Origin of the sequence: Psychrobacter communis (genome assembly GCF_014836505.1) — a bacterium.
GTDB classification, from domain to species: Bacteria; Pseudomonadota; Gammaproteobacteria; order Pseudomonadales; family Moraxellaceae; genus Psychrobacter; species Psychrobacter faecalis.
In genome coordinates this window covers 1-16,147 of the sequence record NZ_JACSQR010000001.1, presented here as the reverse complement: position 1 = coordinate 16,147, position 16,147 = coordinate 1, and the positions used below count along the sequence as shown (strand labels likewise).

At 44.2% G+C, this 16,147-nt stretch carries 15 protein-coding genes; 8 read left to right on the top strand and 7 right to left on the bottom strand.

Going from position 1 to position 16,147, the window contains the following annotated elements:
* Nucleotides 1–7: 7 nt before the first annotated feature.
* Nucleotides 8–664 (top strand): response regulator transcription factor, encoded by a 657-nt coding sequence (locus H9653_RS00075; RefSeq protein ID WP_191689603.1) that lies wholly within the window; start codon nucleotides 8–10, stop codon nucleotides 662–664.
* A gap of 72 nt (nucleotides 665–736) precedes the next feature.
* On the opposite strand, the gene H9653_RS00070 is transcribed toward H9653_RS00075, so the two are convergent.
* From H9653_RS00070 to metG, 5 genes are all read right to left on the bottom strand, one after another.
* A complete protein-coding gene (locus H9653_RS00070) occupies nucleotides 737–1,531 on the bottom strand; it encodes an ABC transporter ATP-binding protein (RefSeq protein ID WP_144296483.1) in 795 nt (264 codons plus the stop codon).
* A gap of 31 nt (nucleotides 1,532–1,562) precedes the next feature.
* Complete coding sequence (locus tag H9653_RS00065; protein WP_144296482.1) at nucleotides 1,563–2,462, bottom strand: ABC transporter permease; 900 nt, start codon at nucleotides 2,460–2,462, stop codon at nucleotides 1,563–1,565.
* Nucleotides 2,463–2,801: 339 nt separating this feature from the next.
* Nucleotides 2,802–3,830: an ABC transporter substrate-binding protein gene (locus H9653_RS00060; protein WP_068404434.1), complete on the bottom strand. Its 1,029-nt coding sequence runs from the start codon at nucleotides 3,828–3,830 to the stop codon at nucleotides 2,802–2,804.
* Between the two features lie 166 nt (nucleotides 3,831–3,996).
* The gene (locus H9653_RS00055) at nucleotides 3,997–5,046 is read right to left on the bottom strand and encodes an ABC transporter substrate-binding protein (protein ID WP_144296582.1); all 1,050 of its coding nucleotides are present in this window, start codon (nucleotides 5,044–5,046) and stop codon (nucleotides 3,997–3,999) included.
* Between the two features lie 307 nt (nucleotides 5,047–5,353).
* Nucleotides 5,354–7,471, bottom strand: a complete 2,118-nt coding sequence (metG, locus tag H9653_RS00050; protein ID WP_191689601.1) for a methionine--tRNA ligase — start codon at nucleotides 7,469–7,471, stop codon at nucleotides 5,354–5,356.
* A gap of 406 nt (nucleotides 7,472–7,877) precedes the next feature.
* Between metG and H9653_RS00045 the strand changes: the two genes are divergently transcribed.
* The 7 genes from H9653_RS00045 (at nucleotide 7,878) to dcd (ending at nucleotide 14,580) form a co-directional block, all read left to right on the top strand.
* Complete coding sequence (locus tag H9653_RS00045) at nucleotides 7,878–8,594, top strand: CoA transferase subunit A (RefSeq protein ID WP_191689599.1); 717 nt, start codon at nucleotides 7,878–7,880, stop codon at nucleotides 8,592–8,594.
* A 68-nt stretch (nucleotides 8,595–8,662) separates the two neighbouring features.
* Nucleotides 8,663–9,292, top strand: coding sequence for a CoA transferase subunit B (locus tag H9653_RS00040; RefSeq protein ID WP_144296478.1), 630 nt, complete (start codon nucleotides 8,663–8,665; stop codon nucleotides 9,290–9,292).
* A 187-nt stretch (nucleotides 9,293–9,479) separates the two neighbouring features.
* Nucleotides 9,480–10,832: a magnesium transporter gene (gene mgtE, locus H9653_RS00035; RefSeq protein ID WP_191689597.1), complete on the top strand. Its 1,353-nt coding sequence runs from the start codon at nucleotides 9,480–9,482 to the stop codon at nucleotides 10,830–10,832.
* 260 nt (nucleotides 10,833–11,092) lie between these two features.
* Nucleotides 11,093–12,316 carry an iron-sulfur cluster carrier protein ApbC gene (gene apbC, locus H9653_RS00030; protein WP_191689595.1) on the top strand — a complete coding sequence of 408 codons (1,224 nt, stop codon included), beginning with the start codon at nucleotides 11,093–11,095 and terminating at the stop codon, nucleotides 12,314–12,316.
* A gap of 57 nt (nucleotides 12,317–12,373) precedes the next feature.
* Nucleotides 12,374–12,712, top strand: coding sequence for a hypothetical protein (locus H9653_RS00025; RefSeq protein WP_191689593.1), 339 nt, complete (start codon nucleotides 12,374–12,376; stop codon nucleotides 12,710–12,712).
* Nucleotides 12,713–12,738: 26 nt separating this feature from the next.
* Nucleotides 12,739–13,842 carry a DUF2804 domain-containing protein gene (locus H9653_RS00020; protein ID WP_191689591.1) on the top strand — a complete coding sequence of 368 codons (1,104 nt, stop codon included), beginning with the start codon at nucleotides 12,739–12,741 and terminating at the stop codon, nucleotides 13,840–13,842.
* 162 nt (nucleotides 13,843–14,004) lie between these two features.
* The gene (gene dcd / locus H9653_RS00015) at nucleotides 14,005–14,580 is read left to right on the top strand and encodes a dCTP deaminase (RefSeq protein ID WP_102076576.1); all 576 of its coding nucleotides are present in this window, start codon (nucleotides 14,005–14,007) and stop codon (nucleotides 14,578–14,580) included.
* A 148-nt stretch (nucleotides 14,581–14,728) separates the two neighbouring features.
* On the opposite strand, the gene H9653_RS00010 is transcribed toward dcd, so the two are convergent.
* Together H9653_RS00010 and H9653_RS00005 are read right to left on the bottom strand one after the other, a co-directional pair.
* Nucleotides 14,729–15,166 (bottom strand): ClpXP protease specificity-enhancing factor, encoded by a 438-nt coding sequence (locus tag H9653_RS00010; protein ID WP_191689589.1) that lies wholly within the window; start codon nucleotides 15,164–15,166, stop codon nucleotides 14,729–14,731.
* 133 nt (nucleotides 15,167–15,299) lie between these two features.
* Nucleotides 15,300–15,914, bottom strand: a complete 615-nt coding sequence (locus tag H9653_RS00005; RefSeq protein ID WP_191689587.1) for a glutathione S-transferase N-terminal domain-containing protein — start codon at nucleotides 15,912–15,914, stop codon at nucleotides 15,300–15,302.
* Nucleotides 15,915–16,147 lie beyond the last annotated feature (233 nt).

Sequence of the window (16,147 nt, the reverse complement as noted above, 5' to 3'; positions counted from 1 at the left end):
GTTGCGTATGAATGCTCAGCATAATTCAGTTAAGCACTCAGAATGGCAAACGCCAATTAATAGCAATAATGAACTTCTACTGGTTCATATCATCGACGATGAAGAAAGCGTGCGTAATTCCTGTAATTTTTTAATTAGCAGCTTAGGATTGCCGACCCAAGTGTGGTCAAGTGCCCTGACTTTTTTGCAGCAAGTTGATATCTATTATCCCGCGGTGATCGTCAGTGATTTAATGATGCCAGCAATGAGCGGTCAAGCACTACAAGCGCAGCTTAATCAACATGAAAGCCCCATTGCGCTTATTGCATTAACTGGTCAAGGTGAGATTGCTGATGCGGTTAACATGCTCAAACTAGGCGCCGCCGATTATTTAGAGAAACCGATTAATAGTCACCGTCTCCAAGAAGCGCTTGAGCGTGCGCAAGTATTAACACTCAAGCGTGCTCAGCTTTATGGGATCAAAAAACTCTATGCGCAGCTAACCGAGAAAGAAAAACAGGTCGCTCATGAGCTGATGCAAGGCAATCTAAATAAAAATATCGCCGACCATTTAGATATCTCGGTACGAACAGTAGAGGTACATCGCTCACAGGTGATGAAGAAAATGCAAGCGCAGCATGTCAGTGAGCTGATTCAAAAGTTGGTCATGCTTGATTCTCAATAACTAAAACAGCCATAAAAAACGCCTAATGAGAAGGCGTTTTATTTTTAAATTCAAAATATTTTGCGAAATGATTTAGCTTAATATCAAACTGTCATCTTCGACCTTTTCACCGCGTGTCTGCTCAAACATATCCAGTAAATCATGCACGTTCATGCCTTTACGGATATCGCCAGATACGTCTAATACCACCTGACCTTGATGAAGCATCACAGTACGCGTACCATGAGCTAGAGCCTGCTGCATTGAGTGCGTGACCATCATCGTTGTCAGCTGATTGTCGGTAACGATTTTATCAGTCAACTCTAAAACAAACGCCGCCGTTTTAGGGTCAAGGGCCGCCGTATGCTCATCAAGTAGTAGAATCTTAGACGGCTGCAATGAGGCCATCAGCAGACTAACCGCTTGACGTTGACCACCAGATAACAGTCCCATACGGTCGGTCAGACGATTTTCTAGACCCAACTTTAATACTGATAATTTCTCACGAAATAAGTCACGGTTATTTTGATTAAGCGCAAAGTTCAAACCACGTTTGCCGCCGCGCTTATAGGCAAGCGCCATGTTTTCTTCGATAGTTAGCGCCTCACAAGTTCCCGCCATCGGGTCTTGGAATACGCGAGCGACCCAATGAGCGCGTTGGTGCGCGGTTTTTTTGGTGACATCGATACCATTTAACAAGATTGAACCGCTATCGACGCGCGTGGTGCCACTAACCGCATTTAAAAAGGTCGATTTGCCTGCGCCATTGGTACCGATGACGGTGACAAATTCACCATCGGCGATATTCAGATTGATACCGCGTAGGGCAGGGTTTTCAATGGGCGTTCCAGGATTAAAGGTCAACCGCAAATCTGTAGCTTGCATCATAATTATAATTCCTTATGGTTGCACATTGACATTAAGCCCGAACTTTACGACTTAAAAATTTATTTTTAGCTTTTGGTAATACTAAGGCCAAGACCACGAGTAGCGCGGTAATCAAGTTTAAATCTTGTGGACCAAATCCGATACTACGTAGCGTATTGCTTGATAGAGCCACTTGAATAAAGAGCTTATAAAGCACCGCACCAACGACCACCGCAAAGGTAATCAGCCAAATACGCTTAGCTGGAATAATGGTCTCGCCGATGATAACCGCTGCCAAACCAATAACAATCGTCCCGATACCGATCGAGATATCAGCGCCACCTTGCGTCTGCACAAATAATGCGCCCGCTAACGCAATTAAACCGTTAGAAATCGCCATACCAATGATGGTCATCCATGAGGTGTTGATACCTTGCGCTTGTGCCATACGTAGGTTTGAGCCAGTTGCCCGCATCGATAAACCCGTTTCGGTACTATAAAACCAGTTTAAAAACAACATGGCCAGTAGCACAACGACACCAATAATAAGGCAGCGCATCCAGTAACCATTGCCATCACTGACCAAGGTGCTAAATACTGTCGTTTCACCTAATAATGGTAAGTTTGGCGCACCCATAATCCGTAGGTTGACAGAGTATAAAGCAACCATCACAAGGATACTGGCAAGCAGCTGTAAAATACCCAGTTTAACGTGTAGCCATGCGGTGACGATACCCGCAACTGACCCCGCTAGCATACCAAAGGCACAAGCCAGCCAAGGATTCACACCAGCGATGATAGAAATACCCGCGACAGCGCCGCCCAACGGAAAACTACCGTCAGCGGTCAAATCCGGAAAGTCGAGGGTACGAAATGAGATAAGGACGCCAAGCGCCACTAGGCCATAAATCAGACCACTTTCAAGCGCACCAAAAAAAGCAATTAAAGACATAAGAGATCAGTAAGTCATAACCCAGCGTTTAATAAATGATGGCGAGATAATTAAGATAGGCGACATATCGCGCTATCAATCAGCCAACTTTGCTTAAACGACTAAGCGGTGAATTTAACAGATAGGGGTATCTGCAGTTAGGGTCAAGCAAAACTTATAATTACTATTAATAACCCTAAGTCTTGCTTATTTAAAGCCTTGAAAAAACAAGCCCAGCCTACTGACTGAGAGCTGGGTTTGTCTGCGCTACCTATATAGCCATATCAAAATAGCCATATCCAATTAACCTAGACGATAATTGATAAAAACTACCGTTTAAATTAGAGTTAAAAGCGGCAGTTATTCTAACACTACTTTTGCTTTATCGATAACGGCTTGTGGTAGCGTGATGCCTTCGGCTTGCGCATTCTTTGGACTGACATGTAAATCAAGCGATTGCGGCGTATAAACAGGGATTTCGCCTGCTTTTTCACCGTTTAAGATACGCGTAACGATTTTACCAGTCTCGCGGCCCAAATCGTAATAGTTTACCCCTAAGGCTGCAACGGCACCGCGCTCAACCGAACTGGTGTCAGAGGCAATTAGTGGAATCTTACTTTCTTTAGCGATTTGGTACAGTGATTCGTATGCTGAAACCACGTTATTATCCGTTGAGGTATAAATCATATCGACTTTACCTTCAAGACTACGAGCGGCCATCGCAATATCGTTACTACGCTGCGCAGGCGCTTCGTGAACGTTAATACCAAGTGGGGTCAAATTCTCTTTCAGCGCTTTTAAAACGATGGTTGAGTTCACCTCACCTGGGCTATAGACATAACCGACGTTTTTTAGACTTGGGATAATTTGACGCATCAAATCGATTTGCGGCGCATAAGGAAGAGCATCAGAGGCGCCAGTAACGTTGGTGCCAGATCCATCAAGTTTCGGTACCAGTTTTGCTGCGACAGGGTCGGTGACAGCTGAGAACACCATAGGAATGCTGCTGGTAGAAGCGGCTACAGACTGAGCCGATGGTGTTGCAATCGCCACGATAACGTCTGGTGCATCAGCGACGAATTGCTTGGCAATCTGACCGGCAGTGGCGGTATTACCTTGGGCGCTTTGGAAGTTGATGGTTAAGTTTTCGCCTTCTTTAAAGCCGGCGTCACTTAACTCGTCGATAACGCCTTTACGCACATCATCGAGTGCTGGATGTTCAACGATGGCGGTAATAGCGACCGTTTTCATGGCAGCTTTGGCATCGCCGCCCGTTGCAGCGCCGTCAGTGGTGTTGGCATCTTGTGCTGGCTGGTTACAGCCGGTCAAGATAGCGGTGCAAACACCGCCCCATAATAAAGCTTTGGCAAAACGATTTTGATACAACATGGGTCTGACTCCTGAAAATAATAATGTGTCCGTACATTATATAAAAGATAAGAAAGGGTAGCGCTGCCAGCCATTATCCTAGCTGATTGTGTAATCCGTTGTATAGCTGACTATTAATTACCATTCATTTATTCTTTACTATTGAGACGCAACTATTTATTAGTGACTATTTACTGGCCTTTTGTGCTTCTTTGTCGACATTGATGGCGTTTTTAAGTAAGTCTGCCGATAGGCTAGTACCTTGTTCCGCGGCGTGTTTTGGGCTGACGTATAGCGTTAAGGTATTCATAACTTGCGGTGCGATATCTTTGGTCGCTTCACCGTTTAATACCCGGTACACCATTTTGCCTGTAGTACGACCAAAGTCATAATCATTGACACCAAGTGCCGCCGTCGCACCGCGTCTGACGCTAAACTCATCTGAGGCAATAACTGGGATATCAAGTTCATTAGCCGCATTTGCCATTGCTTCAAAAGCCGAAACCACATTGTTATCCAATGAGGTATAAATAACCTCTACCTTGCCTGCCAGACTACGAGTCGCCATTGCAACGTCGGTAGGGCGATTGGCAGTAACGCCCAATATCTTAAGTCCGCGTGCTGGTGCTGCTTTTTCCAGTTGTTTAAGAACCACTACTGAATTGGCTTCGCCTGGGCTATAAACATAACCAATGGTTTTCACATTAGGGACAATTTTTTGAATATTGTCTAACTGCGGTTCAATAGGTAATTCGCTCGACAAACCAGTCACATTGGTTTGGATAGGCACGTCATTTTCGTCAATTAGCTTGGCTGCCACAGGGTCTGAAATGGCGGTATAAATAACGGGAACAGTTTTTGTCGAAGCAACTACAGATTGCGCAGAAGGTGTTGAGATAGCAACGATAGCATCTGGATTGTCACCGGCGAACTGTTTGGCAATTTGCCCAGCCGTTGCGGTATTCCCTTGCGCACTTTGAAAATTAACGGTTAGGTTTTGCCCTTCTGCGTAGCCGTTGTCCGCCAGCTCATCAATAATACCGCGGCGCATCTCATCTAAAGAAGGATGCTCGACAATTTGCGTGATGGCCAAGGTTTTGGCAGGCTTGTCGTTATTCGCGCTATCATCAGCGTTGACGGCAGGGTCGGTCGCATTATTAGAGCAAGCGGTTAAACCAAGCGCCGCGCTAATAGCAGCGCCGCACAGGCTAAGGCGTAAAGTAGTGGCAAAGGTCATTTTATTTTGGCTCATAGGTTAAAGAGTGCAGGTTACCCGAGTCAATATTATGTGCATGATGAGATAACGGGCGAACATAAAGGTAATCAATCCCTTGATGATTACGTCCATATTATGACAGTAATGTAACTTATGGCAATAAGAAAATAAAACGCATTTGTCATTCATTTTATAAAGGTTAGTAAAGATGGATTTTTGTCTATATTTTTATTTTTTGCCCATGCTCTTTTTATTTTGTCACCAATGAATTTTGGGCAAAAAAAGATGCCACGAAAGCATCTTTTTTATTATATAAGTACAACCGCAGTTAAGCCAACACATCACCAATCACGCAGTTGTCCGGTAAAGTAACCACCGTTAGCTGTGTTTTCGGGTTGCCAGTCGATAATACCATACCTTCTGAGATGCCAAATTTCATCTTACGCGGCGCAAGATTGGTGACGCAAATCACCTTTTTATCGAGTAATTGCTCAGGTTCATAAAACTTACGGATACCGCTAAAGACATTACGCGGTTTGTCTTCGCCAACGTCCAAGGTAAATTGTAAAAGCTTATCCGCACCTTCGACATAATTACAGGCTAAGACGTGCGCCACTTTCATCTCAACTTTGGCAAAGTCTTCAATACCAATATAGTCCGCTTGCCCAGCTTCACTGTCAGTATTAGCTGCTGGTACTGGCTGGGTGTTTAATACTGCTGTTTTATTATCTAAATTATTATTGCTGCTAGTAGTAGGGGCTTCTGCTTGCGCCAATGAGGCCTTTGAGTCTTCAACCATTGCCGCAACGTCTTTTTCTTCGATACGCTGCATTAAAGGTTTAAATTTATTGATTTTATGACCAAGTAGCCATTGATTTCGGCTAGCAAAGCTTAAATCGTCAATATTTAAGAATTCTTTGGCATTGGCAGTCAGCTCAGGTAATACTGGCGCCAAATAAACCATCAATTGGCGGAAGATATTAATCGCCACCGAGCAGACGTCTTGCACTTCTTGCTCAGACCCTTCTTGCTTGGCAAGCGACCAAGGTTTTTTCTCGTCGATATATTCATTGGCCTTATCGGCACACTGCATGATTAAGCGCATCGCACGCGAGAATTCACGGTTTTCATAAGCGGCCGCAATCTCATCACCGGTTTTGGTAATATCTTCTAATAATTCTGATTCTACGCAAACGTCCGACAGCATACCGTCGTATTTCTTCACGATAAAACCGGCACTGCGACTGGCGATATTAACCACTTTACCCACCAAGTCAGAGTTGACCTTTTGCATAAAGTCTTCTAAATCAAGGTTGATATCCTCAACTTTGTCAGACAGTTTGCTGGCGAAATAATAACGTAAGTATTCAGGATGTAAGTGTTCCGCGTAAGTTTCGGCCTTGATAAAGGTGCCGCGTGACTTACTCATTTTTTCGCCATTGACCATCAAGAAACCGTGGGCAAAGACACCAGTCGGCGTACGGAACTCACTACCGGCTAGCATGGCAGGCCAAAATAGCGCATGGAAATAAACGATGTCTTTACCGATAAAATGATACACCTCGGTTTTATGCTCGTTTTCTTGCATCCAATAACGGTCAAAATCAAGCGCTTGATCGCTTCCTTCGCGCTTATCACATAGGTTTTTAAAGCTTGCCATATATCCGACTGGCGCATCTAGCCAGACATAAAAGTATTTTTCTGGCTCATCGCTTGGGGTATCTGGAATTTGAAAACCAAAATACGGCGCATCACGCGAGATATCCCAGCTGGTCAGACCCGCGTCAAACCATTCTTGCAGTTTATTGGCGACGGAGACTTGCAAGCGATTTTCGCTGCGCGTCCAATCTTTTAAGAATTGCTCAAACTCAGGCAAATCAAAGAAATAATGCTTAGAAGTTTTAAGCACGGGCGTCGCATTAGATAGCGTTGAATGCGGATTGATAAGGTCGGTCGCATCATAAGTGGTACCGCACGCTTCACAGTTATCGCCATATTGGTCAAGCGCACCGCATTCAGGACACTCTCCTTTGACAAAACGATCGGCTAAAAACAGCTGCTTTTCAGGGTCAAAAAGCTGTTTGACGTCCTTTGTACTGATATGTCCGGCGCTATTAAGGCGACGATAAATCAGCTCAGAGAAATGCTTGTTTTCTTCTGAATGGGTGCTGTGATAATTATCAAAGTTAATCAAAAATTTGGCAAAATCGGCTTCATGTGAGGCTTTTACCGAGGCGATTTGCTCTTCTGGGGTGACGCCATTGGCTTCTGCTTTGAGCATAATCGCCGTACCGTGTGCATCATCAGCGCAGACATAGGTGACCTGATGGCCTTGTGCTTTCATCGCACGTACCCAAATGTCGGTCTGAATATATTCTACAAGATGCCCCAAATGGATATAGCCATTGGCATAAGGAAGAGCACTGGTTACTAGAATCTCACGCACTTTTGTCACCTATATTTTTATATAAACGGGTTGATTTTCAAACGTCTCGAGCACTTTATGAGGAGTCAGCACCGTATTATCAATGCTAAATTATTAACACTTAAAACGTCCAATAACTCTAAAAAAGAGAAGAATTAAAAAAGTGCGCCTATGATACCGTAATTCGGCCGATTTTGTGATATTACCTTGGTAATTAAATCGATGCTTAATCACGCAGGCAGCTACGCAGTTACTCAAGGATTTAGCATATAAGTATTTTAAGATTGTTATCTGGTCGCTAGGATAATAATATGCTAAGTTAGCAAAGAGATTGTAATTTAGTTATATCGATACATAATGTATTGTCTTATATAAACGATGAGACATTACCTATATAAAAAATAATGTGACTTGCAAGGAGATGAGCATGAGTCAATCAAAAGTATACAGCAGCGCTGCAGAAGCGTTAAAAGGTATCGTCAGTGACGGGCAAACTCTCGCTATTGGAGGGTTTGGACTGTGCGGTATTCCTGAAGCGCTGATTGAAGCATTACGTGATAGTGGGGTCAAGGATTTAACCTGTATCAGTAATAACGCCGGTGTCGATGATTTTGGTTTAGGCTTACTATTACAAACGCGCCAAATCAAAAAAATGATTTCATCGTATGTCGGTGAAAATAAAGAGTTTGAGCGCCAATATCTGTCAGGCGAGCTAGAGGTTGAGCTAACGCCGCAGGGAACGTTAGCGGAAAAACTGCGTTCAGGCGGCGCTGGTATTCCAGCGTTTTATACCGCAACTGGCGTTGGCACACAAGTAGCTGAAGGCAAGGAAACGCGCGAGTTTGATGGTCGCACCTATGTACTTGAGCATACTTTGCGGGCAGATGTGGCACTAATTAAAGCACAAAAGGCTGACAGAGCCGGCAACTTAATCTTTAATAAAACGGCGCGTAATTTTAATCCAGATTGCGCGATGGCGGGTAAAGTTACAGTTGTGGAAGTCGAAGAAATCGTAGAGATAGGGCAGCTAAACCCCGATGAGATTCATCTACCGGGTATTTTTGTCCAGCGTATTGTCTTAAATGATAATCCCGAAAAACGTATTGAAAAAACTACTACCAAAGCAGCCACTACAAGCGCTTAAATGAAAGATTATTTAATGGTTTTAATGAAAAAATAACAATAGGCTTTGTAAACAATAAGGAAATTATCATGGCATGGACAAGAGAGCAGATGGCACAGCGCGCCGCGCAAGAGTTAAAAGATGGCTATTATGTTAATTTAGGAATCGGATTGCCGACCTTAGTAGCCAACTATATCCCTGAAGGCGTCGATGTTTGGCTTCAGTCTGAAAACGGTTTACTCGGTATCGGTGAGTTTCCAACGGCAGAAAATGTCGATGCGGATTTGATTAATGCGGGCAAGCAAACCGTCACCACCGAACCGGGTGCCAGCTATTTTAGTAGCTCAGAGTCGTTTGCGATGATTCGTGGCGGTCATGTCAATCTGGCGATATTGGGCGCGATGGAAGTGTCAGAAAACGGCGATTTGGCTAACTGGATGATTCCGAAAAAAATGGTCAAAGGCATGGGCGGCGCGATGGATTTGGTGGCTGGCGTGCAGCGAGTGATTGTGCTGATGGAACAGGTCAATAAACATGGCGAGCCAAAAATCCTTGCCGACTGTGAGCTGCCACTAACGGGTAAAGGGGTGGTCGATCGTATTATCACCGAGCTTGCCGTATTAGACGTCACTGACAACGGTCTAAAATTGGTTGAGCTGGCAGAAGGAGTGAGTTTTGAGGAGTTACAAGAAAAAACGCCGGTGAGCATTATGCAATGAGTGCGTCAAAAGCGATTAGTAAATGAATATCCGACTTTGTGAAGTGTTTGCTTGGTTTAAGCATCATTCGCTTGCTAATAAAACACCAATCCTTTAGCATTTGATTTTATGTTAATTTGAGCCAATAATATTGGCTCTTTTTTATGAGCGTCTGTTGCCCCATTTTGCGCTGCACGGAGTAAAAGCGATGAATAATAAAGACTTGGCGTTGACCTATGCCGAAAAAATAAGCCGTGCTATCGAGCAGCAGCAGTATGAGCAAGCGATTGAAGAGATTCAAGATCTGCGTCCTATCGATATAGCCGATTTATTGGCGTTAATTGAACCCAAACTCGCTTGGCAGCTCCTTGCGCATTTGCCCAATCGCTCGACGATATTTGCTTATTTGGATCCTGATAGTCAAGTGGCACTCGCTTATGTCTTTCCGCGCGCTATTTTAGCCAAGATAGTCGGCGAGATGCCATCTGATGAACGAACTGATTTGTATAAGCGCTTAAGTCAAGACCAACGCGACGTGCTATTACCTGCCTTAGCGCAGGCAAAGCGTGAGGATATTCGCCGTCTATCCGCTTATGAAGAAGGCACGGCTGGTGCCTTGATGAGCTCCGATTATGCGACGTTAGGGGCTGAGATGACTGTCGCCGAAGCCTTGGATGCGCTACGTTTAGAAGCGCCTGATGCCGAAACTATTTATCACGCTTATGTGATTGATGACGCGCGTAAGCTATTGGGCGTGGTGTCACTAAGGGTGCTTATTTTATCATCGCCTGAGCAGCTGATTAAAGACATCATGGTCAGCTCGGTCATCTCTTCTGATGTCAACGATGACCAAGAAGACGTTGCTAAAACTGTTGCCCGTTATGACTTAATTTCCCTACCCATTACCGATGCCAGTGGGGCGTTGGTTGGTATCGTCACCCATGATGATGCGATGGACGTGGCAAGCGATGAAGCCACCGATGACTTTCATAAGTCAGGCGGTGTCTCAACCATGGTCGGGCGCTTAAAAGACGTCAGTATTACCATTCTCTATCGTAAGCGGGTTTTTTGGCTGGTGTTTTTAGTATTTGGCAACTTGCTGTCGGGGCTAAGTATCGCTAACTTCGAAGACGTCATTGCGGCAAACTTAGTATTGGTATTTTTCTTGCCTTTACTGGTTGATAGTGGCGGTAACGCCGGCTCGCAATCAGCGACTTTAATGGTACGTGCTTTAGCAACGGGTGATGTGGTGATGCGTGATTGGTTTTCGCTACTTGGCCGCGAAGCCTTAGTTGCACTGCTACTCGGTGCGACAATGGCCGTTGCCATTGCCCTTATCGGCTATGTGCGCGGTGACGCGACCGTCTCTTTGGTTCTGGCGCTAAGTATGCTGTGCGTCGTTATGATTGGTAGTGTCATTGGTATGAGTCTGCCTTTTATACTCAATAAACTCGGTTTTGACCCTGCAACCGCCAGTGCGCCTTTGATTACTTCAATCAGTGATGCGTCGGGCGTGCTGATTTATTTATTCATCGCTTCTAAATTTTTACCGATTGGTTAGTTTGTTTAATAAACGGTCATGTACATAAGACCGCTTAAATAAAAAAATAACACCAATTTTGACCCTCATACCTACTGACAGTGTGGTTTTTTTATAGCGCCCATTAAGCTACACTGTATCTATATAAAAGCATTTGGCAAAAGTTTTATGGGCTAAAGTTTTAGCTAAGAGTTCTTTTAAACAATTTCAAACAGCTATTGTTTAAAAAAATTCATCGTTTTTGCCAAATTTAACCATCGATATAGGTAGTAGAGGTAGCTATGTTTAATTTTATAAAAAAAAGAGCATCTTCGAAATCCGAATCTCCGCAGCAACAAGCGGCTCGTGATAGCGCCGTTGATCAGGTTTTACTCAATTACCATTTAGGTAATAGCAGTCTTGCGACTATGGTCACAGGTCTAGAGCGCGATGGCGATGAGCTGACTTTGGATTTGCGTCTGCCGCAAGATAGCAATCCTGAGACCATTCAGCAAGAGCTTGGCAACCTACTGCATCCGCATGGCATCAGAGTGATTCATATGAATGTGCGCCTGCCAGCACCTGCAAAAGGCGCGGGGTCAAGCCTACCAAAAGCCATGCCAAAAACCACTAACGCGATGGAAAAGCAGGCCAAACCTTCTGCAAATACAAATAGTAGCAATCAGTCCGAACCACCGATTACGAAAGCAGCGCCGACACAAGCATCCTTAACGGCGCATCCACGTATCCGCCATATTATCGTCGTCGCTTCGGGTAAAGGCGGCGTTGGTAAATCAACCACTACCGTTAATATCGCCTTAGCATTACAGAAGTTAGGCAATCGGGTTGGCGTGCTAGACGCTGATATTTACGGCCCGAGTATGCCGACGATGCTGGGCGTAGATAAAGTCAAGCCTGAGCTGGAAAATGAGCAATTTGTACCTATTGAAGCGCATGGTTTGGCAATGCTATCGATTGGTAGTTTGCTCGATAGCGACAATACACCTGTGGCGTGGCGCGGACCAAAAGCCACTGGCGCCTTAATGCAGCTCTATAATCAAACCAATTGGCCGCAGCTCGATTACTTAGTCATCGATATGCCGCCTGGTACTGGCGATATTCAGCTGACATTGGCGCAGCGCATTCCGGTAACGGGCGCGGTGATTGTGACGACGCCGCAGCATATTGCCTTACTTGATGCGCAAAAGGGCATCGAGATGTTTAATAAAACCAATATTCCAGTACTTGGCGTGGTTGAAAATATGGCGCTGCATACCTGTAGCAACTGTAACCATACCGAAGCGATTTTTGGTACGGGTGGCGGCGAAAAAATTGCTGAGCAATACCATGTGCCACTATTGGGTCAGTTGCCGCTTGCTAGTGGTATTCGCGCCCAAGTGGATAAAGGTGAGCCGAGCGTGTTGGCCGATGATGAATTTGCGCCGTATTATCTAAGCATTGCGAAAAATATCGAAGCCAATATCAATAAATTTGCTAAACCTGTCGATGATAAGCGGATTTTCTAATAGTTTTTAATGGCTTCTAAAGTTAGTAAAATAGCCTAAGCATATACGCCGATATACGTGATTGAGCTGTCGAATAATCAAGTAAGCGCTGTTTGCTACTATAAAGATGGCAGTAGCAAACGCTATCAGGTTACTGCGGATTTTAGCAATCGCCGCATGGTGATTGCTGATTTTTTACAAGCAGCACAAGCTATGACTGATTTATTGCTTAAATTTTCTAGGCATCCGTTTGGAATAAGTTCTTTTGCAGTAGTCAATGTGACAGAAGAACTTATAGATGGTTTGACGATGATAGAGATTAAAGCTATTAGGGAAGCCGTTTGGGCTGCTTCAGGACAAGCAAAGAGAAGAATCGTCAGCAGCATAGTTAGCTACCAAGGACAAGTAGTCTCATAATGAACTTTGGCTAGGATGCCGTAAAAATGAAGCAAAATAATCATCATCAACCTATCGCTAATCACTTGAGAGTAGTTGAGATTGACCAGCTTATTCAAAACGGTCAACCTAACTTTGGCGTTTTTGCTAACGTTAAGCGCATCAACTATCTTGATTATCATAGCCATCTTATCTCGCAAAAAGCGCTGCCAAACTGGCGCAAAGCGCTTAAAGCCAACCAATTTTGTTTTATCCAAATTATCGAGCCGCCTTATCGAGTTTGCCTAGCACTGGCGACGATTAAGCTTGCGACCAGCGCCTTCGTTTATCTCTATAATGATGAAACTAATGAGCTAGAAGTTTGCGAAGCCTTGCAACCTTTGACGCGGCAGACCTTATTAGAAGGCGATTGCTATCAAGGTCAAATGGCGTTTACCCATAATAAGCTGACCGTAACATTGGGTTTTACGCCTTCCCAGATTGACGTTGTGCTAGATAGTCAAAACCTTGCACTCAATGCAACCTTAGCAAGACAGTCACAGCCACTAGCTATTTGTACACCAACGGGCAGACGCGGTTGGACCTTTACCCAAAAAGAGCCGCTGACAGCAATATCTGGACATCTACTTATTAAATCTCATTCAACATCTAATATTACTGTTCCTGATGCTAAAGCCAAGCAAATCGACTTTACTGACACCACTATTGCCAATCTAGATTGGACGCTTGGCTATATGCGCCACAAGACCAATTGGTTTTGGACTTGTATTAATAGCTACTTGCCAGACGGTCGTCATTTCACCTTGAACTTATCGATGGGCGTCAACGAAACTGGCGCTAGTGAAAATGCTTGCTGGCTTGATGGGCAGATAGTGTATCTGCCGCCTGTGATTTTTATACGTCAAGATTTGGATGCAGCCGCGCAGCATACTTGGCGTATTTATCATCAAAATCTTGGCTGGAGCAAGGTTGATATTGATTTAACCTTTACGCCGATTACTGTTTATAAAAAGACCGATAACTTTGGTGTGCTCGCCAGTATCTTTGAGCAATGGCTTGGTTTGTATAGTGGTGAGATACGGCTAGCAGATGAGGTGATTAAGCTTAATAAGGTAATGGGCTTAGCGGAAGATCATTTTGCTAAATGGTAACTGATGAGCGCCTATTATGTATTTATAAATAGCAGGCTTAATTTTAAAGTCGTTGCCGCTCTATAAATTGCGCCGTCAATTCCGTATAATCATCGCTACCAAAAATCTATTATTACAATGGCTATTAAAAATTGGCTATTGAAAATTTTTTAAGGAACAACAATGTCTATCAAGTCTGACCGCTGGATTCGTAAAATGGCCGAAGAACATGGCATGATTGAACCATACGAGCCAGGTCAAGTACGTTTTAATGATGCCGGCGAGCGTTTGGTCAGTTATGGCACCTCAAGCTACGGTTATGATGTACGCTGTGCGCCTGAATTTAAAGTCTTTACCAACGTGCATTCAGTGATTGTAGACCCAAAAAACTTCGATGAAAAAAGCTTCATTGATGTCATCGGTGACGAATGCATCATTCCGCCAAATTCGTTTGCTTTGGCGCGCACGATGGAGTATTTTCGTATTCCGCGTGATGTATTGACGATTTGTCTTGGTAAATCGACCTATGCACGCTGCGGTATCATTGTCAACGTCACACCACTTGAGCCTGAGTGGGAAGGGCATGTGACGTTGGAATTTAGTAATACCACCAACTTGCCTGCGCGTATTTATGCGGGCGAGGGCGTGGCACAAATGCTGTTTTTTCAAAGCGATGCGGACGACGTTTGTGAGACTAGTTATAAAGACCGCGGCGGTAAATACCAAGGTCAGCGCGGTGTGACGCTGCCAAGAACCTAATCATCAAGCACTTAAACACTAAGAGATTAAGTGTTTTTGAGCCTGTTAGCATTTTGGGCTAACAAGAAGAAAAGCCAGCATATTGAATATGACTGGCTTTTTTATGGCTAACTCTTTCGGCTATTTTAAAATCAATTTTTTAACGTGATTATTTTAGAACTTTTAAACCCGCTTTGTTATCGCGCTTAGGTTTCGGGGCAGCAGTACTTTTCTTGGAGGTAGTCGCTGCGTCTTCTTCAGGGACATAATCATCGTATTCATTGGGGTCAAAAAACATCCCTTGCGAATTTTCTTTGGCATAAATCCCCATTACCGCCGTCAATGGTACCCAAATCTCTTGCGAGACACCACCAAAGCGCGCACTAAAATGAATATAATCATTTTCCATGCTCATATTACCGGTTGCGCGGCTGGCAATGTTGAGCACGATACGTCCGTCTTGGACATGCTCTTTAGGGACTTGTACATTGTCAGCAGTAGCATCTACCATCAAGTATGGGGTGAGCGCATTGTCCTCTATCCATTGATATAGCGCGCGCACCATATAGGGACGTGTTGGGGTAATAGAGGTGGTTTCTTCGCTCATTTTTTGGTTTCCTTATGCATTATTATTAAATACTGTCTCGTTTGCGATAAAGTCGTGGCTATAGAAAAATCATTCACTATATCGCTATTCTATATCAGAGTCTATTTTAGGGGAGTCGTTAGCGGTTGTCTAATTAACGCACGCTTTTTTGAAAGCTGTCACGCTCAAAGACCCGTTTTTGATAGTCAAATAAAGGGCGGCTGATAGCACGCGGTAACTCAATGCCCATCTCTTCTAATCGCCATAACAACGGCGCTAATAGCACGTCGCACCAACCAAACTCGTCGGCCATAAAGTAGGGCTTATGAGCAAACAAGGGCGATAAAGTAATCAAGGAGTCGCTTAGTTGCTTTTTTGCCAAGGCTGCTTGCGCTTTATTAAAACTATCCGGATGCATCAGCAATCGTTTGCCGAGCACCAACCAATCATTTTGTATACGCCAAGCCAATTGGCGAAACTGGGCGCGCTCTTGCGGCGTATCTGGCAGTAGTTTATTAGCATGATAACGCTCCTCAAGGTATTCGAAGATAACGTTAATCTCATATAGCGCAATCTCACGCTGTTGCAAGACAGGTAAAGTGTGATAGGGGTTGAGCTCGGTCAAGTCTTCCGGACGCTCAGAATGCAGGCGCGATAAATAATAGGCAAGTTTTTTTTCTTCAAGCAATAGGCGGGCCACATGGCTGTTGTAGCCATCGTCAGCGTATAAAATCAGCTGACTACTTGGAATGTCATTCGCATCAATCATGGAAGCCTAATGTGTGAGTAAAGCCTATTATCGTAAACAATGTCGCTGCGTTTATCAAGGTAGCGTACGTAAACATTGCTCATAAGGGAATTTTTAACAGAAGATTTTATACCAAACCCAAAATATATAGTATCATCCACTTATGACTATACCAACACATAACCTAGAAGACCATGACTTTGGCAAACACTCAAAGACTGAGCGCAATCCCAGAGCCCGACTACGCCTGCTCA